This is a genomic window from Kitasatospora sp. NPDC036993, assembly GCF_055607525.1.
This window is the reverse complement of the sequence record NZ_JBVJRP010000002.1, coordinates 213,422-236,874: the sequence shown is the minus strand read 5'-3', so window position 1 is coordinate 236,874 and position 23,453 is coordinate 213,422. Positions and strand designations below refer to the sequence as shown.

Annotated in this window: 22 protein-coding genes; 19 read left to right on the top strand and 3 right to left on the bottom strand. The window is 73.5% G+C overall.

Going from position 1 to position 23,453, the window contains the following annotated elements:
- Window positions 1–51: 51 nt before the first annotated feature.
- From ACZ7C5_RS04455 to ACZ7C5_RS04435, 5 genes are all read left to right on the top strand, one after another.
- Window positions 52–3,099 (top strand): sensor histidine kinase, encoded by a 3,048-nt coding sequence (locus tag ACZ7C5_RS04455; RefSeq protein WP_470321943.1) that lies wholly within the window; start codon window positions 52–54, stop codon window positions 3,097–3,099.
- Window positions 3,096–3,515 (top strand): roadblock/LC7 domain-containing protein, encoded by a 420-nt coding sequence (locus ACZ7C5_RS04450; protein ID WP_188298164.1) that lies wholly within the window; start codon window positions 3,096–3,098, stop codon window positions 3,513–3,515. The genes ACZ7C5_RS04455 and ACZ7C5_RS04450 overlap by 4 nt, the downstream gene beginning before the upstream one ends.
- Window positions 3,516–3,523: 8 nt before the next feature.
- On the top strand, window positions 3,524–4,177 hold the full coding sequence (locus ACZ7C5_RS04445) for a DUF742 domain-containing protein (protein WP_470321942.1): 654 nt from the start codon (window positions 3,524–3,526) through the stop codon (window positions 4,175–4,177).
- Window positions 4,178–4,322: 145 nt separating this feature from the next.
- Window positions 4,323–4,871, top strand: a complete 549-nt coding sequence (locus ACZ7C5_RS04440; protein WP_317620209.1) for a GTP-binding protein — start codon at window positions 4,323–4,325, stop codon at window positions 4,869–4,871.
- A 1,204-nt stretch (window positions 4,872–6,075) separates the two neighbouring features.
- Entirely contained in the window at window positions 6,076–6,744 is a 669-nt protein-coding gene (locus ACZ7C5_RS04435; protein WP_470322095.1) for a winged helix-turn-helix domain-containing protein, read from the top strand.
- A 93-nt stretch (window positions 6,745–6,837) separates the two neighbouring features.
- Here the strand turns inward: ACZ7C5_RS04435 and ACZ7C5_RS04430 are convergent, their stop codons facing one another.
- On the bottom strand, window positions 6,838–7,620 hold the full coding sequence (locus ACZ7C5_RS04430; protein WP_470321941.1) for an IclR family transcriptional regulator: 783 nt from the start codon (window positions 7,618–7,620) through the stop codon (window positions 6,838–6,840).
- A gap of 430 nt (window positions 7,621–8,050) precedes the next feature.
- On the opposite strand from ACZ7C5_RS04430, the gene ACZ7C5_RS04425 reads away from it, so the two are divergent.
- From ACZ7C5_RS04425 to ACZ7C5_RS04400, 6 genes are all read left to right on the top strand, one after another.
- The gene (locus ACZ7C5_RS04425) at window positions 8,051–9,106 is read left to right on the top strand and encodes an ABC transporter substrate-binding protein (protein WP_470321940.1); all 1,056 of its coding nucleotides are present in this window, start codon (window positions 8,051–8,053) and stop codon (window positions 9,104–9,106) included.
- Between the two features lie 91 nt (window positions 9,107–9,197).
- Window positions 9,198–10,226, top strand: a complete 1,029-nt coding sequence (locus ACZ7C5_RS04420) for an NrtA/SsuA/CpmA family ABC transporter substrate-binding protein (RefSeq protein WP_401088088.1) — start codon at window positions 9,198–9,200, stop codon at window positions 10,224–10,226.
- Entirely contained in the window at window positions 10,223–11,089 is an 867-nt protein-coding gene (locus tag ACZ7C5_RS04415; protein WP_401088086.1) for an ABC transporter permease, read from the top strand. Before ACZ7C5_RS04420 ends, ACZ7C5_RS04415 begins: the two co-directional genes overlap by 4 nt.
- The gene (locus ACZ7C5_RS04410; protein WP_401088084.1) at window positions 11,086–11,871 is read left to right on the top strand and encodes an ABC transporter ATP-binding protein; all 786 of its coding nucleotides are present in this window, start codon (window positions 11,086–11,088) and stop codon (window positions 11,869–11,871) included. The genes ACZ7C5_RS04415 and ACZ7C5_RS04410 overlap by 4 nt, the downstream gene beginning before the upstream one ends.
- Window positions 11,872–11,960: 89 nt before the next feature.
- A complete protein-coding gene (locus ACZ7C5_RS04405; protein WP_470321939.1) occupies window positions 11,961–12,866 on the top strand; it encodes an ABC transporter substrate-binding protein in 906 nt (301 codons plus the stop codon).
- 2 nt (window positions 12,867–12,868) lie between these two features.
- Window positions 12,869–13,945 (top strand): LLM class flavin-dependent oxidoreductase, encoded by a 1,077-nt coding sequence (locus ACZ7C5_RS04400; RefSeq protein ID WP_401088080.1) that lies wholly within the window; start codon window positions 12,869–12,871, stop codon window positions 13,943–13,945.
- Window positions 13,946–14,117: 172 nt separating this feature from the next.
- Here the strand turns inward: ACZ7C5_RS04400 and ACZ7C5_RS04395 are convergent, their stop codons facing one another.
- Entirely contained in the window at window positions 14,118–15,110 is a 993-nt protein-coding gene (locus tag ACZ7C5_RS04395; RefSeq protein WP_401088078.1) for an aldo/keto reductase, read from the bottom strand.
- Between the two features lie 468 nt (window positions 15,111–15,578).
- Between ACZ7C5_RS04395 and ACZ7C5_RS04390 the strand changes: the two genes are divergently transcribed.
- The 6 genes from ACZ7C5_RS04390 to ACZ7C5_RS04365 all read left to right on the top strand — a co-directional run bounded on the left by ACZ7C5_RS04390 (window position 15,579) and on the right by ACZ7C5_RS04365 (window position 20,334).
- Window positions 15,579–16,598, top strand: coding sequence for an LLM class flavin-dependent oxidoreductase (locus tag ACZ7C5_RS04390; RefSeq protein ID WP_401088077.1), 1,020 nt, complete (start codon window positions 15,579–15,581; stop codon window positions 16,596–16,598).
- A 292-nt stretch (window positions 16,599–16,890) separates the two neighbouring features.
- The gene (locus tag ACZ7C5_RS04385; RefSeq protein WP_470321938.1) at window positions 16,891–17,457 is read left to right on the top strand and encodes a TetR/AcrR family transcriptional regulator; all 567 of its coding nucleotides are present in this window, start codon (window positions 16,891–16,893) and stop codon (window positions 17,455–17,457) included.
- A gap of 151 nt (window positions 17,458–17,608) precedes the next feature.
- A complete protein-coding gene (locus ACZ7C5_RS04380) occupies window positions 17,609–18,202 on the top strand; it encodes a DUF4865 family protein (RefSeq protein ID WP_470321937.1) in 594 nt (197 codons plus the stop codon).
- A gap of 17 nt (window positions 18,203–18,219) precedes the next feature.
- Entirely contained in the window at window positions 18,220–18,744 is a 525-nt protein-coding gene (locus tag ACZ7C5_RS04375) for a carboxymuconolactone decarboxylase family protein (protein ID WP_470321936.1), read from the top strand.
- A complete protein-coding gene (locus ACZ7C5_RS04370; protein ID WP_401088070.1) occupies window positions 18,741–19,694 on the top strand; it encodes a phosphotriesterase family protein in 954 nt (317 codons plus the stop codon). Before ACZ7C5_RS04375 ends, ACZ7C5_RS04370 begins: the two co-directional genes overlap by 4 nt.
- Before the next feature lie 148 nt (window positions 19,695–19,842).
- Window positions 19,843–20,334, top strand: a complete 492-nt coding sequence (locus ACZ7C5_RS04365; RefSeq protein ID WP_401088068.1) for a GNAT family N-acetyltransferase — start codon at window positions 19,843–19,845, stop codon at window positions 20,332–20,334.
- A 114-nt stretch (window positions 20,335–20,448) separates the two neighbouring features.
- Here the strand turns inward: ACZ7C5_RS04365 and ACZ7C5_RS04360 are convergent, their stop codons facing one another.
- Window positions 20,449–21,213 carry an SDR family NAD(P)-dependent oxidoreductase gene (locus ACZ7C5_RS04360; protein ID WP_401088066.1) on the bottom strand — a complete coding sequence of 255 codons (765 nt, stop codon included), beginning with the start codon at window positions 21,211–21,213 and terminating at the stop codon, window positions 20,449–20,451.
- A 138-nt stretch (window positions 21,214–21,351) separates the two neighbouring features.
- On the opposite strand from ACZ7C5_RS04360, the gene ACZ7C5_RS04355 reads away from it, so the two are divergent.
- Window positions 21,352–21,972 (top strand): TetR family transcriptional regulator, encoded by a 621-nt coding sequence (locus ACZ7C5_RS04355; RefSeq protein ID WP_470321935.1) that lies wholly within the window; start codon window positions 21,352–21,354, stop codon window positions 21,970–21,972.
- Window positions 21,973–22,260: 288 nt separating this feature from the next.
- On the top strand, window positions 22,261–23,403 hold the full coding sequence (locus ACZ7C5_RS04350) for an alpha/beta hydrolase (protein ID WP_470321934.1): 1,143 nt from the start codon (window positions 22,261–22,263) through the stop codon (window positions 23,401–23,403).
- Window positions 23,404–23,453: the final 50 nt, after the last annotated feature.

Below are 23,453 nucleotides of genomic sequence, written 5' to 3'. Positions count from 1 at the left end.
CCGCTTCCACCGCTCCCCGTCCGCGCCTGGCACTTCCCGACCGAGGACTCCATGCGTCTGCGCAGCAGCTCGATCCGCGCGAAGATCATCGCGCTGCTCCTGGTGCCCATCGTCGCCCTCACCGCCCTGTGGGTGTACGCGACGATCGCCACCACCGGGGATGTCTGGAACCAGCTCGGGATCAGCCGTACGTACAAGGAGTTCGCGGGCCCGGTCGACCAGTACACCACCGACCTGCAGAACGAGCGCCGCGCCGCCGTCCAGCGGCTGGCCGACCCGCGCTCGCCGGTCCACCGGGACGCCTACGAGCGCGCCAAGGCCGCCACCGACCACAGCCTGGACGTGCTGCGGCAGAAGAAGGACACCTCCGGCGGCAAGCTCTCCGCCGCCCAGCGTGGACGCTTCGTGCAGATCATCGCCGCCGCCGACCAGATCGGCCCGCTGCGCGCCCAGGTCGGCCGCTCCGCGCTGAACTGGGAGTTCGCGCTGGACCAGTACAGCGACCTGGTCAAGCCGGTGTTCGGCTTCCGGTCCGCCTACGTCGCCCGGCAGAGCGGCCAACTCCCGCGCCAGGGAACGATCCTGATCGAGCTGGTGCGCGCCCGCGAGTACCTGGCCCAGGAGGACGCGGCGATGGAGGGCCTGCGCACCGGCACCGCCAAGCCCACCGCCGAGCAGTACCAGGTCGCGCTGGACGCCCTGCACAACCAGCAGGCGCTGTACACCGTCTACATCGCCGAACTCGAACCCGCCGACCAGTCCGACTACGTCGCCCTGCGCGGCGGCGAGGCCTGGGGCGCGCTGGCCCGCGCCGAGGCGGACTTCGTCGGCGCCGGCGGCCCCGACCGGGTGGTCCAGGCGCTCAACAGCGACTCCTGGCGGGAGACCGCCGACCGGGCGCTCGGCGACCTCGCCTCGATCAACAGCCGGATCGCCGCCGGGCTGGACGAGCGGGCACGGTCCGGCGCGATCGGGCTGCTGTGGCGCGGTGGCATCGCCGGCGCGGTCGGCCTGGTCGCCGTCGTGCTCTCGGTGATGATCTCGTTCCGGATCGGCCGCGGCCTGGCCCGCCAGCTGATCGGCCTGCGCAACGCGGCCGACGAGCTGGCCGGCACCCGGCTGCCGTCCGTGATGCTCCGGCTGCGCCGCGGCGAGCCGGTGGACGTGGCCGCCGAGGCGCCCGAGCTGCACTTCGGGGACACCGAGATCGGCCAGGTCGGCCAGGCCTTCAACGCCGTGCAGCGGGCCGCCGTCGAGGCCGCCGTCGAGCAGGCCGAACTGCGCCGCGGGGTCTCGGCGGTCTTCGTCAACCTGGCCCGGCGCAGCCAGGTGCTGCTGCACCGCCAGCTCACCCTGCTCGACACCATGGAACGCCGCACCGAGGACCCGGCGGAGCTGGAGGACCTCTTCAAGGTCGACCACCTCACCACCCGCATGCGCCGGCACGCCGAGGGCCTGATCATCCTGGCCGGCGGGTCGCCCGGGCGGGCCTGGCGCAAGCCGGTCCGGATGGTGGACGTGGTCCGGGCGGCGGTCGGCGAGGTCGAGGACTACGCCCGGGTGATCGTCCGGCCGTTCCCGGGCACCGGGCTGCTCGGCAGCGCCGTCGCGGACGTCACTCACCTGGTCGCCGAACTCGTCGAGAACGCCGCGGTGTACTCCCCGCCGACCACCCAGGTCACCGTCCAGGGCGAGGTGGTGGCACACGGCTTCGCGCTGGAGATCGACGACCGCGGCCTCGGGCTGAGCGAGCAGCTGCTCGCCGAGATCAACGAACGCCTCGCCGTGGAGCAGGAGTTCGACCTCGCCGACACCGACCGGCTGGGCCTGTTCGTGGTCAGCCGGCTGGCCCGGCGGCACGGCATCCGGGTGCACCTGCGGCCGTCCCCGTACGGCGGGACGACGGCCGTGGTGCTGATCCCGCGCGAGCTGCTCGCCGAGGCGCCGGACGGGCGGCCGGACCCGCCCGCCGCCGGACAGCGGTCGGGGGCGGGCGGGCGGCGCGGGCAGCGGGACCTGGTCGCCGTGCCCGGGCCGGGCGGCGCGGGGCCCTCGGGTGCCCGGGTCGGCCATGCCGCCACCTCGGGTGCCGGGGCCGCCGAACCGGCCGGCGCGGCGTACGGAAGCCGTACGGGCGGCGGCGAGGACGGCGGGTACCGCGGGACGACGAGCGGGCCGCGGCCCTCCGCGCCGGAGTCCGGGCGCACGGTGGGCGGACTGCCGCGCCGGGCCTCGCGGGTGAAGGGCGGGCCGGTGCTGGTCCCCGCGCCCGTGGCGGACGCCGAGGACGCGCCGGGGACGGGGCGGCACCGGCGGGAGGACGTCGTGGTGGCCGCCGCCGAGGCGGCGGTCGCGGCCGCTGGTGTTTCCGGTGTTTCGGGTGTTTCCGGGGCGTCGGAGGTGTCGGGGGCCGCCGCGCGGAGCGACTCGGCGGTGGTTCCGTCCGTGGACACCGCGCCCAGGACGGCGGGCGGGCTGCCCCGTCGGGTGCGGCAGGCGAACCTGGCTCCGCAGCTCAGGGAGCAGCTCACGGAACAGCTGAAGGAACGGTTCCGCACCGAAGGCGGGGGCGGAGGCGGAGCCGGGGGAGAGCCGGCCGGACCCGTCCGGGACGATCGGGGCACCCACGACGGCGGGGAGAGCAGGGACGTCCGGGAACGCTCGCCGGAGGAGGCCCGGGCCACCTTCGCCTCGTTCCAGCGCGGCTTCACCCGGGGGCGCGGTGCCACGGCCCCCGCGGACCGTACGGGTGTCCCCGCGGAGCGCTCGGGTGCTCCGTTGACGGATCGTCCCGGCACACCGGACGATCGTGCCGGACGGGGGAACGGACGGCCCTCGGCCGTACCGGCCTGGCAGCCGCCCGACCGGTCCCGGCGGGCGATCAGCCCGGCACCCGCCCCGGCGGCGCTGCCCGCGCCGCAGGACACCGGCCGGGCACCGCTCGTCCGTCGGCTGCCACCCGGGCAGCCGGTGCGCCGGAGCCAGGACACCGGTGCGCCCGTGCCACCCGTCGTACCCGAACCACCAGCACCACATGCACCACCCGCACCACCCGCACCACCCGCACCACCCGCTCCAGCGGAAGGAACTGATTCATGACCACGTCGATGCAGTCGTCAGGGGACCTCAACTGGCTCCTGGACGACCTGGTGGGGCGCATCGCCGCCCTGCGGCACGCGGTGATCCTCTCCAACGACGGCCTGGCCACCGGCGCCTCCCGTGACCTCGACCGCGAGGACGCCGAGCACCTGGCCGCCGTCGCCGCCGGGTTCCACAGCCTGGCGAAGGGCGCCGGCGGGCACTTCAAGGTCGGTGGCGTCCGGCAGACCATGGTGGAGCTGGACGAGGCGTTCCTGTTCATCACGGCCGCCGGCGACGGCAGCTGCCTGGCCGTGCTGAGCGAGGCCGAGGCGGACATCGGCCAGATCGCCTACGAGATGGCGCTGCTGGTCAAGCGGGTCGGCGAGCACATGGCCGCCGAGCCGCGCACCGAAACCGCCCCGCCGGTGAGATGAGCGGTTCGATGGCGGATCCGAAGGCGGATGTGCCGGCCGGCCCGGAGCCGCCGGACGGTCCCCAGGTGCCGGTGGGCCCGGCCGTGCCCAGCGGCACGGCCGGGCCGTCCGGTGTCGGCGGGGCGTCCGGTGCCCAGGTGGTGTCCGGGGCCGGTGGGCCCGACGGGTCCGCCGGGTTCCCCGGGGCCGGGCCCCCTGACGGTCCGGGGGCGTCGGCGCAGGACGGGCAGGCGGCTCCGGACGATCCCGAGGTCGACCTGTTCCGACCGCGCACCCCGGTCGACGACCGCTGGTTCGACGACGAGGCGGGCCCGGTGGTCCGGCTCTACTCGATGACCCGCGGCCGCACCCGGCCGGTCGAGGAGGGGCTGTTCGACCTGATCTCGCTGGTCACCGCCGTCGAACCCGGGCCGGACGCGGGGGCCGTGCCCGCGCACGTCCTCGACCCGGAGCACCAGACGCTGCTCACCCTGTGCCGCCGGGAGCCGCTCTCCGTCGCCGAACTCGGCTCGTACACCGACCTGCCGGTCAGCGTGGTGCGGGTGCTGCTCGGCGACCTCTACGACGCCGACCTGATCAGCGTCACCCGACCCGTTCCGCTCGCCGAGCTGCCGGACGAGCGCCTGCTGCGAGACGTGATCAATGGACTCCGTGCGCTCTGACCCCCAGCTCCGTCCGGACGGTACTGAGACCCGTCACGACGACACAGGGCCCCGCCTCGGCGGCGCCGCGCCCCGCCCCGGTGGCGCCGGGCCGCACCGGCCGAACGCCGACGAACCGCGCTGGCGCGGCGGTCCGGCCGTCGCGGTGAAGATCCTGGTCGCGGGCGGCTTCGGTGCGGGCAAGACCACCCTGGTCGGCTCGGTCAGCGAGATCCGGCCGCTGCGCACCGAGGAGGAGCTCAGCGAGCTGGGCCGTCCGGTGGACGACACCTCGGGCGTGGAGACCAAGCGCACGACCACCGTCGCGATGGACTTCGGCCGGATCGACCTGCGGCCGGGCCTCGCGCTCTACCTTTTCGGCACCCCGGGGCAGGACCGGTTCTGGTTCGTCTGGGACGAGCTGGCCCGTGGCGCGCTCGGCGCCCTGGTGCTCGCGGACACCCGGCGGCTGGCCGACTGCTTCCCCTCGGTCGACTTCTTCGAGCAGCGCGGCATCCCGTTCGTGGTGGCGGTGAACTGCTTCGAGGGCAGCGAGCGGTTCACGCCGGACGAGGTGCGTGACGCGCTCGACCTCGACCCGGACATCCCGGTGCTGTTGTGCGACGCGCGGCTGCGGCAGGACGGCAAGGACCTGCTCGTCGCGCTGGTCGAGCACGCCGCCGCCCGCCGGCACCGCGCCCCGCTCGGAGCCTGAGGGCTGGGCGCGCCGGCCGCGGGCGGGTCGGCGGATGAGGACCGGGCGCCGTCCGAGGGCGGTGCTTCGAGGCCGTGCCGACCTGCCCGTTCCGCCGGTCGTCTCATTCGGCCGTCCGCATCCCGGACGCTCGTTGCTCCGAAGGTTGCCTAGACCGGCCCGGCCGTGGAAGGCTCTGTGGACGAAGGCCGCCCGGCCATGCCGTCGGGAGCGCCGGAAACGCTCTGTTCACAAGGGCGTTGCCGACCGGCGGACGGCCTTCGGTGAACCGGCGAGGCATCGCCGGCGGGTGCCGGCAGCGGTGCGCCGCCGCGGGGAGAACGAAGGGGGAGGGCAGCAGGATGACCGTCGGCCGACGACGCATCACCACCGGCGTGTCCGGCTCCCTCGTGCCCGGTTCCACCGTCCCCGGTGCCGTCGGCCCGGCGCTCACCATCCGCCGCTACATCGACCACGCGCTGGTCTGTAGCGCGTGTTGTCGCTGACCGGCCTGCCCTTCCCGGTACGTCCCCCCGGCAGCTTCGGCCCACCCGGCCCGCCGCCCGACGCACCGCCGACACCCGTCGACCAGGCCGTAGCGGACCGCCCGTCCGGCGTGCCCGCGGCCGACCAACCGGACCCGCCCAGCGGAGAGATCACCAGTGAACATCGTCTGCCCCAGCACCGTTCCCGGCATCGAAGGCCGTACCCGAACCACCGGTGCGGCCACCGCGATGCGCGCGGGCGGACTGACCGGGCGGTGGAACCGGTGCGGGAACCGCGCCGTGGACAGCCGGCAGGGTCGCTTCGACCTTGAGCCGTTCTGGCCGTCCCGGCAGCCGCACCTGTTCGATCAGACGTGTCCCGGCTCGCCCAGCGCGTCCCGGCTCTCCGCCCACTGATCCGGTTCGGTCCGGTCCAGCCCAGGCAGTACGCCCGGTCGACGCGCAGACGACTCCACCCCGTCCGTCACGCGCGAAATGAGCGGCACACCATGTCTTCTTCTTCCACGGCCACCCTGCCCCTGCCCACCGCGACCCCGCACCTGCGCGCGGTCCGCTCCGTCCCGCCGGTCTCGGCTGTTCCGCCGGTCTCCGCCGTCCCCTCCACCGCGCCGGTCGGTCCCGGCGCGCCCGGGACCGCGGGGCCGTCCGTCGCTCCGGCGTCGGTGTCCGACCGATGGCCGGGGGCGGCGGCCCGGCCACCCCAGAACGGCCTCGCCCAGATCGGTCCGGCCCAGGCCGGTTCGCCTCATTCCGGTCCTTCCCGTCCGGTGCTGCCCGCCCCGCAGCCGGGCTCCGCCGGCCCGCAGGTGCCCCAGGCGCTGCTCGCCGCGCTGCCGGAGGGCGCGGCCGTCGTCGCGACCCTGCCGCAGGGCGTGCTGCCGCAGGGTCTGCTCGCCCAGTACGGTACGCAGTTCGGCGGTGTGAACGGCAGTCCGATGGTCGGGTACCTGGTGCTGGTACCGGCCGAGGGCCAGGCGGCGGGGGTCCCGGGCCTGCCGGGGCTTCAGGTCGGCGTCGCGGCCGGGGCCGCCGGGTACCCCGCGTCCGGCGGGCCTGGTGCCCAGGCGGTGGCGGGCGTCCGTCCGGTCCGCCCGGCCGGGCGGGGTATCGCCGTCGACACCGAGCGGCGCAACGCCTACGTCGACGGGCGGCTGCTCGACCTCACCTATCTGGAGTTCGAGCTGCTGGCCCACCTCACCGAGCACCCGCAGCGGGTGCACACCCGGGACCACCTGGTCTCCGCGGTCTGGGGCTACGGCCACGTCGGGGACGGGCGGACGGTCGACGTGCACGTCGCCAGGCTGCGCCGCAAGCTCGGACCGGCCTACCGGGACACCATCGTGACGGTCCGCCGGGTCGGCTACAAGTACACCCCGGCCACGGTCTGACGGCAGACCGTCGCCGGTCGGACGAAGCAGCGGACCGCCCGTTCCCTCCCCGGGCGGGCGGACCGCTGCTTCTTTCCTTTTCTTGACGAATCGTCAGATACGTTGCTCCGGCGGCAGTAGGAGGACGGCGAGGGCGTCGGCGCAGGTGCGGGCGTGGCCGAGGAACCAGTCCAGCCGGTCGTCGGTGAGGTGTGCCGGCGTCGAGCGGGCCGCCAGGGCGAACCTGGCCTGCCCGGCACCGTCCAGGACGGGTACGGCCACGGTGCGCACCCCGGCGGCCGACTCGCCGTCGTTGAGCGCGTAACCGGCCGCCCTGACCCTCTCCAGCTCCTCCTTCAGGAGCGCGGGTTCGGTGATGGTGCGGTCGGTGAAGGACGGCAGCGGGCCGAGCGCGGGCAGTGTCGTCTCGCCCGGGCGGGGCCAGGCCAGCAGGACCTTGCCCAGCGCCGTGGAGTGCAGCGGGCGGCGCAGGCCCAGCCCCGTGTCCGGCCGGACCGAGCCGCCGACCAGGATCACCGCGTGCCCGCCGCTGCGGATCGCCAGGTCGGCGGTCGCCTTCGTGCGCCGGGAGAGCAGCTCCAGTTCCGGTCCGGCGAGGTGCAGCCCGCGCTGGTGGAAGGTGAGTTGGCCGAGTTCGGCGACGGCCGGGCCGAGCCGGTAGCGGGCGGTCCGCTCGTTCTGCTCCAGGAATCCGGCGCTGACCAGCGTGCGGGCCAGCCGGTGCGCGGTGGAGACCGACAGGCCCATCCGGCGGGCCAGGTCCGAGGCGCTCAGGTCGGGGCCGTTGTCGTGGAAGCAGTGCAGCAGTCCGAGCGCGCGCTGGACGGCCTGCGCACCGGCCGGCGGACTCTGGACGGCGGTGGCGGCCTCGGCCATGGCACCTCGCGTTTCGGTTCGGAACTCCCGCCGGGCGGCCGGGGGCGGTCTCAGCGTAGGGCAGCCGGTGCTGCGGGAATGTGTCGACGATGTTGCAATGGAATGGCATTGATGAACAACTGATCCCACCATGTGGCAATGGCTTGCCTTCGGCTCGCCTGCCGTGGAACGCTCCTGGCATCGCGCCGGACAGCCAGTCGGCCCAGGCGGCGCATGCCACGACTCTACGGAAGGAGAAGCACCGTGACGTCCCACCGGTGTCTCCCCTCCTGTACGTGTCGTCGCTGACCGACGCCTCCCGCGCCGCCTGTCCACTCCCCGCATCGTTGCGTACAACTCCCTTGTGCGCCAGGCCTGATGGCCATCGTGCGGTCATCGATCCCAAGCCGCCTCCGGCCGTCGCCGGAGCCCCCGAAGAGGACCAACTCCGTTGTCCAGTCGCACCCGAGACGATTCCACGCTTCCCGACACCCTCTGGTTCACCCGCTGCCCGGTGCCCACCGCGACCGGGATCGCCGCCGACCAGGGATGGCTCGCCCGCGAGTTCGCCGGCGACGGCATCGCGGTCCGCTCGCTCCAGGACGCTCCGCCCGAGGTGGCCGCGGACCACCACTACACCCACGCGCTGACCGGCCTGTTCCGGGAGGGCGGCAACGTCCCGGCGCTGTGGGCCCGTTCGCGCGGTGAGGCGACCCGGCTGATCGGGCTCACCTGGATCGAGGAGCGCCAGGTGGTGCTGGTCCGGGCCGGCAGCGGTGTCACCGAGCCGGGGCAGCTGCGCGGGCTGCGGCTGGCGATCCCGCATCATGACATCGGCATCGACTTCTGGCGGGCGATGGCGCTGGCCGGCTTCCGCGGCGCCCTCGGACTCGCGGGCCTCACCCTGGCGGACGCCGAGCTGGTGGACGTCCCCGGTGTCCCGGGCGGCGGCCAGTGGTCCGCCGAGCTGGCCGCGCTGCGGGACGGCCGGGTGGACGCGGTGTACGTGAAGGGGGCGCTCGCCGTCGAGGCGGCCCGTCGGATCGGCGCTGAGGTGGCCGTCGGGCTGGACGCGGCGCCGGACCGCCGGACCCGGGTCAACAACGGGACGCCCCGGCCGGTCACCGTTCACCAGCGGCTGCTGGACGAGCAGCCCGAGCTGGTCGTCCGCTTCCTCGCCGTGCTGCTGGAGGCGGCGGACTGGGCGGCGGAACGCCCGGAGGAGGTGGTCCGGATCCTGCGGGCCGAGACCGGCGCCGGAGCCGAGGGCGTCGCCGGAGCCTACGCGCCGGGCAGCCACCGCACCCTGCATCTGGACCTGTCGACGGAGCGGCTGGAGCTGCTGGCGTTGCAGGAACGATTCCTTGGCGAGCAGGGGTTCCTGACCTCGCCGGTGGACGTCCGGGCGTGGGCCGACCCGGAGCCGCTCCGCGCGGCCCGTGAGCTGCTGCGGGCCCGGCGAGCGCATGCGGGCCTCGACGCCGTTCGGATCACAGACTTCCGATGACCGCCTTCGGACAACAGATTTCAGACGACAGATTTTGAAAGTTGTCAGCTGTCATCTGTCGGCTGCCATCTGTCACTCACTTGGAGACCCCGTGAAGACCCCCCGCCTCGCCCTCGCCGCCACCGCGCTGCTCGCCTCCACCGCCCTGGCCGCCTGCGGCTCGTCCGCCGACGGGGCCAAGGCCTCCGCCGGTGGCGGGGCCGACGGCAAGGCCGACGTGGTGCTCCGCCTGCCCGACCCCGGTAACAACGGCTTCCTCGCCCGCGGCAAGAAGGACGGATCGCTGGACCGGGCCCTGGCCGCCGTCCACACCAGGGTCGCCTGGACCGGCAGCGCCGGCCCCTTCGCCCCCGCCGCCCAGGCTCTCTCCGCCGACCAGCTGGACGTCGCCCAGGGCTCGATCACCTCGGCCGTCGCCGCGCTGGCCCAGAAGCCCGGCTTCAAGCTGTTCGCCCGGACCGCGCCCGACGGTGTCGGCGAGGGGATCCTGGTGAAGAACGACTCGCCGATCAAGACCGTCCAGGACCTGGTCGGCAGGAAGGTCGCCGTCTCCCAGGGCGGCACCAGCGAGTACCTGCTGCTGAAGGCACTGGCGAAGAACGGCGTTCCGGCCGACAAGGTGGAGCGGGTCTACCTGCGCGCCGACCAGACCTCCGGCGTCTTCAACTCCGGCCAGGTGGACGCCTGGGCGACCTGGAACACCTTCTCGACCCCCGCCATCGCCAACGCGGGCGCGCACTTCCTGGTCAACGGTCAGGAGGTGGGCTCCGACAACTACGCCGTCTGGGCCGTGCGCAACGGCTTCGCCGACAAGCACCCCGAGGTGGTCAAGGCCTTCTACGCCTACCTGCGCGAGAACGGCGAGAAGGAGAAGGCCGACCCGGCCGCCTACCTCAACGTCTTCACCGACGCCGGCCCGACGGCCGTCACCCCCGCGGAGAAGGACATCGCGGTGAACGTCAGCAAGCAGGGCACCCCGGCCGACGCGATCTCCGACGCCGACACCGCCCGCTTCGGGACGGTCGCCCAGTTCTTCGCCGACCAGAAGGTCACCAAGCAGCTGGTGGACGTCAAGCCGTACCTGATCGACATCGACAAGCTCGCGGACGGCGCCAAGTGACCACCGCAGCCGCGAAGTCCACGCCCGACGACACTCGGGCCGCGCTCGACGCCGGCCTGGTCGCCCCGCAGAGCAGGCGGCACCGGCCCCGCCCCCGGGCACTCGCCGTGACCCTGCGCACCATCGGTCCGCTCGCCCTGCTCGGCGGCTGGGCACTCGCCTCCGCCACCGGCGCGCTCACCCAGGACGTGCTCGCCTCGCCCACCCAGGTCGCCCAGGCCGTGGGGGAGTTGTGGGGGAACGGCCAGCTGACCGACGCCTTGTCCGTCTCCCTCACCCGTGCCGGGCTCGGCCTGTTCTTCGGCGCGACCACCGGACTGGTGCTCGGCGTGATCACCGGATTCACCCGCCTCGGCGAGGAGTTGCTCGACTCGGCGATCCAGATCCTGCGCACCGTCCCGTTCCTGGCCCTGGTCCCGCTGTTCATGGTGTGGTTCGGCATCACCGAGACCGCCAAGGTCGCCCTGATCGGGGTCGCCACCAGCTTCCCGATGTACGTCTCCGCCTCCGGTGGAGTCCGCAGCACCGACCGCAAGCTGGTCGAGGCGATGCGCAGCTTCGGCCTCGGCCGCTGGGCGATCGTACGCACGGTCGTGCTGCCCGGCGCGCTGCCCTCGCTGCTGTCCGGGCTGAGGCTGTCGATGACGCTCAGCGTGATCGCCCTGATCGCGGCCGAGGAGATCAACTCCACCGAAGGGATCGGGTACTTGATGGCTCAGGCGCAGAACTACTCACGCACCGACGTGCTCGCCGTCTGCATCCTGATCTACGGTCTGCTCGGCCTCGCGGCCGACGGTATCGTCCGGCTCCTGGAGCGTGTGCTGATGCCGTGGCGCCAGGCCGTCCAGGGAGCGGCCCGATGACCGCCGACGTCTCCACCACCGCCACGCTCTCCTCCGCTGCCTCCGTTCGCTCCTCCTCCTCTTCCGCCTCCTCGGCGTCCGCTGAGGCGGCGCCGGCCGTCCACCTGCGCGGTCTGCGCCGGGTGTTCGGCACCCGGGCCGTGCTCGACGGAGTCGACCTCTCCATCGCCCGCGGCGAGTTCGTCGCCATGCTGGGCGCCAGCGGCACCGGCAAGACCACGCTGCTGCGCATCCTCGGCGCACTCGACCGGGCCGACGAGGGCACCGTGCTCGTCCCGCCGGTCCGTACCGTGGTGTTCCAGGAGCCCCGGCTGGTGCCGTCCAAGCGGGTGCTGGCCAACGTCACCGTCGGCCTGCCGCGCGGTGCCGCGACCCGGGAGACCGGGTTGAAGGCGCTCGCCGAGGTCGGCCTGGACCGTCACGCGCAGGCCTGGCCGGCCACCCTCTCGGGCGGTGAGGCGCAGCGCGTCGCGCTCGCCAGGGCGCTCGTTCGGGAGCCTCAACTCCTGCTGCTCGACGAACCGTTCGCCGCCCTGGACGCACTCACCCGGCTGCGCATGCAGGACCTCGTCGGCGACCTGGTGCGCCGCCACCGTCCGGCGGTACTGCTGGTCACCCACGACGTGGACGAGGCCGTCCGGCTCGCCGACCGGGTCGTGGTGCTGCGCGACGGCCTGCTCGCCCGGGACGAGACCGTCGCCGTCGAGCACCCGCGCGACCCGGCCGATCCCGCCTTCGCCGACCTGCGGCGCCGACTGCTCGCCGACCTCGGCGTCCACTGACGTCCCGTCCGTGGGCCCCTGAATCTCCTGAATCCCCTGTTTTCTCCTGACTTCCGACAAACCGCGACCGCACCACCGGAGTTGACCAGATGACCGTCACCCTCGGCGTCCACGCCAGCAACCCCTCGCTCTACTACCTCGCCCGGCTCCCGTACCTGGACGAGGAGCTGGCCCCGCTCGGCGAGACCGGCGCCTTCCACCACTACACCGACGGCACCCGCACCGGCACGCTGCTCGCCGAGGGCGTCATCGACTTCGGTGGCACCGGTTCCACCCCGCCGATCACCGCCCAGGCGGCCGGCCACGACCTGGTCTACGCGGCGGTCTCCGCGCCCCGTCCGGACCACGGCGCCCTGCTGGTGTCCGCCGCCGGTCCGGTCCGGACGGTCGCGGACCTCAAGGGCGGCACCGTCGTCCTCGCCGTCGGCTCCTGGCAGACCCACCTGCTCGCCAAGGCCCTGCACGCCCAGGGGCTCTCGTACGGTGACGACGTCACCCCGGCGCGCCCGGCGGCGGGCGAGGACCAGGCCGGGCGGCTGCGCGACGGCGAGATCGCCGGCTGGATCGCCCAGGGCGCCGAACTCGCCGCCGCCCGCCGTGGCGGGGAGTTCCGCGAGCTGATCCGCACCGGCGACGTCATCACCGACCGCTCGGTGTTCTTCACCCGCCGGGACTTCGCGACCGGGCGCCCCGAGGTGGTCGCCGCGATCGCCACCGCGCTGCGCCGGGCGGACGCCTGGGCGGCCGCCAACCCGGCGGAGGCCGCCGCGATCGCGGCCGAGGAACTGGGCGGCGCGGCCGTCGACTGGGAGTCCGCGCTGGCCGCCCTGCCCTGGCAACTGGAGCCCGCCACCACCGAGTTCATCGCCGAGCAGCAGGAGGCCGCGGACATCTTCCACGGCGTGGGCTTCATCGACCGCACGCTGACCGTCGCCGACGCCCACCTCCCGGCCCTGGAGGCCCCGGTGGCCGCCGCCCTCGCCAAGGCGGTCTGACCGTGGCCTCCGAAGTCCTCTGGTACATCATCCCGCGCGAGGGCCACTACCCCTGGGAGCCGGCCGGGCGTCGCCCGGTGGACCTCCGCTACCTCCAGCAACTGGCGGGCAGCGTCGAGAGGCTGGGATACACCGGCGCCCTGCTCGCGACGGACCGGTACGACGTCTGGGCCCTCGGCAGCGCGCTCGCGGCCGGCACCACCCCGGCGTTCAAGCCACTGTTGGCCGTCCACCCGGGGCTCGTCTCGCCCACGCTGCTGGCCAAGATGGCGCTCAGCTTCGACCACCTGCACGGCGGCCGGCTGCGCTTCAACGTGGTGAACGGTTCGACCGCGCAGCTGCGCGAGTACGGCCTGGACGTCGAGCACGACGACCGCTACCGGCTCAGCGGCGAGTACTGGTCGATCGTCAAGCGCCTCACGGCGGGTGAAGTCTTCGACCACAAGGGCGAGTTCTACGACCTGAGGAACGCCGGTGGGAGCCTGCGCGAGCTGCCCCCGGTGCAGCCGGGCGGCATCCCGCTCTGGTTCGGCGGCAGCTCGGCGGCCGGCATCGAGATGGCGGCCGAGCATGTGGACGTCTACCTGACCTGGGGCGAGCCGCCGCACCTGCTCAAGGAGAAGCTGGACCTGGTCCGCGAGCGGGCCGCCGCCCACGGCCGGACCCTGCGGATCGGGCTGCGGCTGCACCTGATCGTCCGCGACACCGAGGACGAGGCCTGGGCCGCCGCCGACCGGCTGCTGGACGTCACCAGCGAGGCCACGTACGCGCGTCAGCTGGGTGAGGCGAAGGGGGAGGACGGGGTCGGCTGGCAGCGGCAGTTCCGTCAGCACGGCGGCAAGGTGCCGGCGCGGGCCCGGGAACTGGAGACCTACCCCAACCTCTGGCCGGGGATGAGCCTGTTCCGTCCAGGCCCAGGAACGGCGGTGGTCGGCTCGACGGCCCAGGTGATCGAGCGGTTGCAGGAGTTCGAGGCGCTGGGCGTCGACACCTTCATCCTCTCGGGCAACCCGCTGCTGGAAGAAGCCCACCGGGTTGCAGAAACGGTTCTGCCTGCTCTGGGCATCAAACGGCCCTGACGGGTCGGCGGGCGGAGGGGCATCGGCTGACGGCTGTCAGACGACAGGTAACAGGTAACAGGTAACAGATGACAGCTGACAGATTTCGAAATCTGTCAGCTGTCATCTGTCGGTTGTCAGCGGTCAACCGTCCGCCGGAGCCTCCGGACCCGTCTGCCCAGCCCCGCCCCGCTCAGCGGCTCAGCCGGTCGATCTCCGCCAGCTCCGCCGCCGTCAGCGGGCCGCCCGCCAGCGCGTCGAGGTTCTGGTCCAGCTGGGCGACGCTGCTCGCGCCGATGATCACCGAGACCACCCGCGGGTCCCGCAGCACCCAGCACAGCGCCAGCTGCGCCAGCGTCTGCCCACGCCCCTCGGCGACCTTGTTCAGCGCCCGCAGCTGCTCCAGCTTCGGCCCGGTGAGCGCCTCCTCGGTGAGGAACTTCCCGACCGACATCCGAGAGCCTACCGGCACCTCTCCAGTCAGGTAGCGGTCGGTCAGCAGTCCCTGGGCCAGCGGAGAGTAGGCGATCAGACTGGTCTGGGTGTCGCCCACCGCCTCCAGCACGCCGCCGTCCTCCACGTACCGGTTGAGGATCGAGTACGCCGACTGGTTCATCAGCACCGGCGTCCCCAGCTCGCGCAGGATCGCCACCGCCTCCCGGTGCTGCTCCGCCGGGTAGTTGGAGATGGCGGCGTACAGCGCCTTGCCCGAGCGCACCGCGCTGTCCAGCGCCCCCATCGTCTCCTCGATCGGGGTCTCCGGGTCGTACCGGTGCGAGTAGAAGACGTCGACGTAGTCCAGCCCCATCCGGTCCAGCGACTGGTCGAGGCTGGCCAGCAGGTACTTGCGGCTGCCGCCGTCGCCGTACGGGCCGGGCCACATGTCCCAGCCGGCCTTGGTGGCGATGAACAGCTCGTCCCGGTACGGCCGGAAGTCCTGGGCGAACAGGTAGCCGAAGTTGCGCTCGGCGCTGCCGTACGGCGGGCCGTAGTTGTTCGCGAGGTCGAAGTGGGTGACCCCCCGGTCGAAGGCCCGGCGCAGCACCGCCCGCTGCACCTCCAGCGGCTGGGCGTCACCGAAGTTGTGCCAGAGCCCGAGCGAGACGGCGGGCAGCCGGACGCCGCTGCGGCCGGCCTTCCGGTAGGTCATCGAGTCATAACGGTCGTCCGCGGCGAGGTAGCTCATGCCGGACATCCTGCCAGCCACCGGGGTCGGATCACGCCTTGCCCCGCTCCCGGCCGGTGCCTATGCTCACGGAGGATCGTGTGCGCGCGAGGCGAGGGGGAGACGTGATGGCTGTCCGGACCGTGACCGCCGCCGCAGGAGCCCGCCGCTGTTGTCGCCGCCACCGCAGCACCGAGCGCTGACACCGCCCGAGCGGCCTGCCACCTGCCTGTCTGCCTGCCCGGTTCGCCGTCCGGCTCCACGCCGACCCGGCGCCGCCAGGCACCCCGAGGCCCCGCTCGCCCGACCCGTCAGCGAATCCGCCGGTGCTGCCCGCGAGAGCGCGGCGCCGAGATCCCGCATCACCCGCCTGCGCTCCCCGCGGCTCACCGGACCCCCGGGCTTCCATCCGGCCCAGCCCGGTCCGTCCCCGGTCCGTCCCCAGCCCGTCCTCAGTCCGAGCCCGTCCCGAGCGCCAAGGAGACCGCCGTGCGGTTCACCGTCTCGTCCCTCGTCGTCAACGCCCCGGACCCGGTCACCGGCGTCCGGTACACCCCGCAGCAGAAGCTGCACAACGTCATCGACCAGGCGGTCCTCTCCGAGCAGCTCGGTTACGACGGCTACGGCGTGGGGGAACGGCACGGCGAGCCGTTCCTCTCGCCGGCGCCGCCCGTGCTGCTGAGCGCCATCGCCGCCCGCACCTCCACCATCCGGCTGTTCACCACGGTGACGGTGCTCAGCATCCTGGACCCGGTCCGGGTCGCCGAGGACTACGCGATGCTCGACCAACTCTCCGGCGGTCGGCTTGAGTTGATCGTCGGCAAGGGCAACGACCCGCGCCACTTCGGGCTGTTCGGCCTGCCCGAGGAGCGCCAGTGGGAGGCGCTCGCCGAGAACTACGAGCTGCTGCGCAGGCTCTGGCGCGAGGAGAAGGTGACCTGGGAGGGTTCGACCCGCCCGCCGCTCCGGGACGCCACCGTCTCGCCGCGCCCGCTCCAGGATCCGATCCCGGTGTGGCACGGCAGTGCGACCAGCACGCAGTCCACCGACCTCGCCGCCCGCCACGGCGACCCGCTCTTCTCCGCCAACTCCTTCCACCCGCTGGAGAAGTACCGGGCGCTGGTCGATCACTACCGCGAGCGCTGGGAGCACTACGGCCACGACCCGAAGCGGGCCCGGGTGGGTGCGAGCTTCGGCGGACTGTACGTCGCGAAGCGCTCGCAGGACGCCGTCGAGGGGTTCCGCCCGTACTGGAACGCACTGTTCGAATCGGCCTCCGGCCGGCACAACAACTCGCCGTTCACGTCGCTGGAGGACGCGCTGGAGCGCGGTTCGGCACTGGTCGGCAGTCCGCAGCAGGTGATCGACAAGATCCACCGGTACCACGAGGCCTTCGGCAACGAGGTGGTGGGCATCGGGGTGGACGCGCTCACCGAGGGGGTGCAGCGCGAGCAGCTGGAGCTGTTCGCGAGCGAGGTGGCCCCGGAGGTCCGTCGCGCGCTGCCGTAGCCGCCCCGGTCCGCCGCCCGCCCGCGCAGTGCGCCGTGCGACCCCCTACGCGGCGTGACGCCGGGCACCGTCCGTGACGTGACGCGCGCCACCGGTCGCGCCGGAGTGCCGTTCGGTGGTGCGGGGGATGACGAACGGTCGAGGGGCCGTGGCCGCCGGGGGGCGGCGCACGGCCCTCGACCGTTCCGACGATGAGCGATCCCCGGGGGCCCACGCGGTCTCCGGCGGATCGGGCGCGGCAGACGGGTCCGGGGCTGGCCTTCTGTACCTACTGGTATGTACAGTGATCCGCATGAGCACCCAGGACCGCCTCATCGAGAGCACTCAGGACCTCCTCTGGGAGCGCGGCTACGTCGGCACCAGCCCCAAGGCCATCCAGCAGCACTCCGGTGTCGGCCAGGGCAGCATGTACCACCACTTCACCGGCAAGCCCGACCTCGCCGCCGCCGCCCTGCGCCGCAGCGCCGAGCAGATGCGGGGCGTCGCCGAGGCCGACCTCGCCGCCCCCGGCACGGCCTACGACCGGATCGCCGCGTACCTGCGCCGCGACCGCGACGTCCTGCGCGGCTGCCGGATCGGCCGGATGGCCCAGGACCCGGACGTGGTCGCCGACCCGCACCTGCGCGCGCCCGTCGAGGAGACCTTCGACTGGCTCCGCGGCCGGATCGCCGAACTGGTCGCCGAAGGCCGGGCGGGCGGCGAGTTCGCCCCCGGTCTCGACCCGGCGGACACCGCAGCGGCCGTGGTCGCCGTCGTCCAGGGCGGATACGTCCTGGCCCGGGCGGCGGACAGTGCCGAGCCCTTCGACCAGGCCGTCCGCGGTGCCCTCGGCCTGCTGGCCGCACACCGTACGGCCTGACCCGCGCCGCCTGCCCCGCTTACCCTGCCGGTCCTGCCTGTCCCGTTGGTCCCGTTGGTCCCGTTGGTCCCGCTGAATCCGACGGTCCTGAAGGTCCCGCCGGTCCCGAGGGCCCCGCCGAACGAACCCGAGGAAGCCGAGGAACCCCGCCGTGCACGCGATGCAGTACGAGATCGCCCTCCCCGCCGACTACGACATGGGCGTCATCCGCAGGCGCGTCGCCGAGAAGGGTCACCTGCTCGACGCGTTTCCCGGCCTCGGCCTCAAGGCCTATCTGGTCCGCGAGCGCGGCCGGCAGGGCTCGCCCGTGAACCAGTACGCGCCGTTCTACCTCTGGCGCACCGCCGAGGGCATGAACGGCTTCCTCTGGGGCCCGGGCTTCCGCGGCCTGAGCGCCGACTTCGGGCGCCCGGCCGTCCGGCACTGGCTCGGCGCGGGCCTGGCCCACGGTGCGTCGGCAGCGGAACGCGGGGTGGCCGGGCCGCCGACCTCCGCCACCCGCGAGACCGTACGGCTGCCGGAATCCGCCGACCCGGCCGAGGCCGTCGAGCGGGCGCTCGCCGAACTGCCCGCGCACCCGGCCCTGCACACCGCCGCCGTGGCCGTCGACCCGAGCCGCTGGGAACTGCTCCGCTTCGCCCTCTGGCACGGCCCGGCGCCTGAGGACGCGCCCGGCGTCCGCTACCAGGTGCTGCACCTGTCCAGCCCCGACCTCGACCGGCTGCCGGCCGGCCGCCACTGGTGAAAGGACCCACCGTCCCGATGTCCCCCGCACCCGCTCGCGCCGCGACGCCAGCCTGTACCGGCGCCGGCCTCGCCCAGGCCCCGCTCGACCGCGAGGCCGGGCACGCCCTGCTCGCCGACCTCGCAGGTCCGGGCGCCGCTGCCACCCTCGGCGGCCTGGACGCCCTCGCCCCCGGCTTCCCCGACTGGATCGTCACCAGCCTCTTCGGCGGCACCTACCAGCGTCCCGGCCTCGCCCTGCGCGACCGCCAGGTCGCCAACCTGGCCGCCCTCACGGCCCTCGGCGGTGTCGAGCCGCAGCTCGCCGACCACGTCCGCTACAGCCGGCGGATCGGCCTGACGGAGGCGGAGATCACCGAGGTGATGGTCCACCTCGCCCCGTACGTGGGCCTTCCCAAGGCACTCGCCGGCCTGCGGGTCGCCACCGCGACCTTCGCCGAGGTGACCGAGGCAGCTGAGTCCACCGAGTCCACCGAGTCCGCCGAGTCCGCCGAGTCCGCCGAGTCCACCGAGGCCACCGAGGCCACCGAGGCCGAGGCATGAGCCGTACCGTCCGTACCGTGCTCGGCGACCTGGACCCCGCCGGGCTCGGCGTCACCGACTCCCACGACCACCTCTTCATCCGCAGCCCGCTGCTGCCCGGTCAGGAACTGGACGACCCGGGCGCCGCCGGGGAGGTCCTGCGCGCCTACGCCGCCGCAGGTGGCCGCACCCTCGTCCAGTGGACCCCGTCCGGTCTGGGCCGTGGTGCGGCCTTCCTCGCCGCACTGTCCCGGGCGACCGGCGTGCACGTCGTCGCCGCCACCGGCGCGCACCAGGCGGTCCACTACGCGCCGGGCTGCTTCCCCGAACCCGCTGAACCCGGCGTCAGTGCGGCCGAGCGCCCTGGTCCGTACGCCGACCTCGCGGAACGTTTCGTCGCCGAGCTCACCAAGGCCCTGCCCGGCGCCCCGGAGGGGGTCAGGGCCGGGCTGATCAAGATCGCGGACGATGTGGGGCCCACCACCCGGCACACCCGGTGGACGACGGCCGCTGCCGCCGAGGCCCATCACGCCACCGGAGCCCCGATCGCCGTCCACCTCGAAGCCGACGGCGCCCCGCACCGGGTGCTGAACCGGCTGCTGGACCGGCACGGCGTCCGGCCCGACCGGATCATCCTCGGCCACCTCACCCGGCTCCCCGACCGGGGGCTGCACCGCGCCCTGGCCGCCGAGGGCGTCCACCTCGCCCTGGACAGCCCCTCCCGGGCCGGCCACCCCGCCGACCACCAGGCCTTCGAGGTGGTCGCGGACCTGGTCGAGGCCGGTCACGCCGGCCGACTGCTGCTCGGCGCCGACACCACCACCCGTACCGCCCGCGCGGCCGACGGGCCGGTCCGGCTGCTCACCGACCTCGCCCCGCGCCTCGCCCGTGCCTTCGGCCCCGAACTGCCCGAACTGCTCCTCACCACCAACCCGGCCGCCGCCTTCGCCGCCGACTGGCGCACACCGTAGGGCTCCGCGGTCCCGGACACCTCGCCGGGCACCCCTCCGGACAGCTCTCCGGGCCGCGACGCCTTCGGGCTGCCGGAACAAGGGGTGACGGATCACGGGCGCGGGAACGGGCTGACGGCCACCGGGTGCGCCCTCTACGGTGCCTGACATGGTGACGCTGACGCTCCGCCCGCTCACGACCGTCGACTGGCCGCTCTGGCGCGACCTCCGCCTCGCCGCCCTGACCGACGCGCCGGACGCCTTCAAGGCCGGCCTCGCGGACTGGCGGCACGACGGCGAGGCCCGCTGGCGCGACCGGCTCCGTCTCCCGGGCGCCCACGGGATCGCCGCCCTCCTGGACGACGACCCGGTCGGCCTGGTCGGTGGCCTCCCCGGATCGCCGGACGGAGTACGGGAGTTGCGCTCGCTGTGGGTCGCTCCGCGGGCGCGCGGCCGGGGCGTCGCGGACCGCCTCATCGAGGAGGTCGAACGCTGGGCCCTTGCCACCGGCGGCACCACGCTGCGCCTCGCCGTGCTCCCCGGCAACGCGGCAGCGCTCGCCCTGTACCGCCGCCACGGGTTCGCCCCGCTCGCTGAGCCCGGCGAGCTGCTCGCCGACGGGGTCACCTGCGAACTCCTCCTGGCGAAGCCCCTGCGGTGACTGCCACGGTCACCGTGGGAGGGCCTGTGGGATGGGCGGGCCGGGAACGCACGAGGGCGGGGCGTGTGCCGTACGGGGGACGGCACACGCCCCGCCCTCCACCGGACCGACGGGTCACATGTGGGTGCCGCCGTCGATGCGGAGCTCGGTGCCGGTGACGAAGGCGCCGTCGTCGGAGGCGAGCATGGCGATCACGCCGGCCACCGTCTCCGGGCCGGCGAAGCCCTGGCCGAGGGCGGGGGAGAGCTTGGCCAGCAGACCGAAGTCGGCGTCGGCGGGGAGACCCGGGTCGTTGGTCATGCCGCTGTCGATGCTGCCCGGCGCGACGCAGACCGCGCGCAGGCCCTGCTTCGAGTACTCCGAGGCGATGGCGTGGGTGAAGGACTGGATGCCGCCCTTGGTCGCGGCGTACGCGGCCATGTAGGGGTGGGCGAAACTCGCGGAGGTGGAGCTGAAGTTGACCACCGCGCCCCGGCCGCCGGCGAGCAGCGCGGGGAGCGCCTCGCGGGTCATCAGGAAGGTGCCGGTCAGGTTCACCGCGAGGAGCTTGTTCCAGAACTCCAGGCTGGTCTCGTGGGTGTGCGAGGAGCGGAGGATGCCGGCCGCGTTGACCAGCACGTCCAGGCCGCCCAGGCCGGCGATCGCCTCGGCGACACCCGCGACGACGGCCGGCTCGTCCGAGATGTCCAGTACCCGGATGGTCAGGCGGTCCGCGGTGCCCTCGGTGGTGGCGCGGTCCAGGGTCTTCTTCAGGCCGTCCTCGTTGACGTCGACGGCGACGACCTTCCCGCCCTCGGCGAGGATCCGGTGCACGGTGGCCTGGCCGATGCCCGAGCCGCCGCCGGTGATCAGGACGTTCCGTCCGCTGAAGCGCTCCATGGTGGTTCTCCGTTCGTTCGTGGTCTCTCGACCTCGAATGACACGGTACGTCTTTGTGGCACGTTGTGCCAACAAGTCTGATAGTGCCTCTTCGGCGCGTCGTGCCGCAATGGCATCCGCCCGCGTAGGCTGGCCCCCGTGACCGGACGCCCGACCCTGACCCAGCGCCGCCGCGAGACCACCCGGCTGGAAATCGCCCGCACCGCCGCCGCGCTCTTCGCCGAGCGGGGCGCGGAGGCGACCACCGCCGAGGAGATCGCCCTCGCCGCCGGCATCTCGCTGCGCACCTTCTACCGGTACTTCTCCGTGAAGGAGGATGCCGTCGCCCCACTGCTCGCGGCGGGTGGGCAGGAGTGGGTGGAGCTGTTCGTGGCGAGCCCCGCCGACCTGCCGCTGCGCGAGGCGCTGGAGCGTGCGGCGGTCGCGTCGCTGACCCCGGCGGACGAGTCGCGGGCCGAGATGATGCGGTGGGCCCGGGGCCTGCTGCGCGATCCGAAGCTGGGCGCCACCTGGCAGCGCGTGCATGCCGACTCGGAGGAGCGGCTGCGGGCCGCCCTTGCCGAGCGCTGCCCGGACGGCACCGATCCGCTGGAGATCCGACTGGCGGCCGCCGCCGCGACCGCGGCGATCCGGGTCGCCCTGGAACAGTGGGCCTCCTCCGACGCGCTCCTCACCGGTCCGGGCTCTCCGCAGGATCTGGGCGGGCGCTGCATGCGCGAGCTCACGGTGGGGCTGGGGCTCTGGGGGCGGGTGGGCTGAGTCCGGCCCGGTTGCGGTTGGCTGGCTGCGGTTGGTGCGGGCAGGGTGCGGCCTGCTGCACGGCGGAGGCCCATGACGAGTGACAACTTTCAGATGACAGATTTCGAAATCTGTTATCTGAAAGTTGTCATCCGTTCTCCCCGCTCCCCGTAACCTCCCAGCCGCGGTCAGCCTTCTCCCAGCTGGCGCTAGGGTTGGTCCTCGCGTCCCGGCGGGGGAACCGGGGTGACCTCCTCGGATGTCTCCAGCGGCGGGAACCGGAGTTCGAGGCGTGGGAGCAAGCAGGACATGGGTCTGACGAGCCACAAGGTGCTGGCACTGACCGCACTGATCGCGGTCGTGATGATGGTCGGCACGGTCTGGTTGTGGCCCAGACTCGCGAGGAAGAGCTGGCGGGCGGTGCTCGGCCGGATCGGCGCGCTGCTCGCCACCCAGCTCACGGTGCTCGCCGCACTCGGCCTGGTCGCGAACAACTACTTCGCGTTCTACAGCAGTTGGGACGACCTGCTGGGCACCGGCGACACCGGCCCCGTGGTGATCCACAACAAGGCGGACGCCTCCGGACGGCTGATGGTGGAGACGCTGGGCCAGGCCGCGGTAAAGGGCGGCGGCGCGATGGGCCGGGAGCCCGGCCAGTCCGGCGAGATCCGCAAGATCCGGATCGACGGCGCGGTCAGCCGGCTGTCCACCGAGGGCTACGTCTACCTGCCCCCGCAGTACTTCCAGCCGGAGTACGCCGGGAAGCAGTTCCCGGCCGTGATCGTCAGCACCGGATTCCCAGGAATCGCCGAGAACCTGATCACCCGCTTCAACTACCCGGGCGCCGCGCTCAAGCTGCTCCAGGAGGGCCGGATGCAGCCGACCGTCATGGTCCTGGTGCGTCCCTCGCCCGCGATGCCGCAGGACACCGAGTGCGAGGACGTCCCGAACGGTCCGCAGTCCGACACCTACTTCACCAAGGACGTGCCCTCGGCGATCCAGGCCAGCTTCCGGGTCTCCGCCGACCCGCAGGCCTGGGCCTTCATGGGCAACTCGACCGGCGGCTACTGCGCGCTCAAGCTCGCCATGCGCCACCCGGACGTCTTCCCGACCGCCGTCGCGCTGTCCGCCTACTACGAAGCCGCTGACGACCCGACCACCGGCGACCTGTTCGGCGGCAGCAAGCAGCGCCGGGACGAGGCCGACCTGATGTGGCGGCTGAAGAACCTGCCGCAACCGAAGGTGTCCGTGCTGCTGGCCGGCACCAAGAAGGGCGACGGCAGCTACCGGCAGCAGACCGAGGCCTTCGTCGACGCGGTGCGGAGCCCGATGAAGGTCTCGTACAGCATGCTGGAGAACGGCGGCCACAACTTCGAGACCTGGAGCGCCCTGCTGCCCTCCTCGCTGGAGTGGCTGTCCCAGCACCTCAAGGTGCCGAACCAGACCGCCTGACCGACGCCGCCCGAACCCAGCCGAACCCGGCCGGACGCAACCGGCTTCCC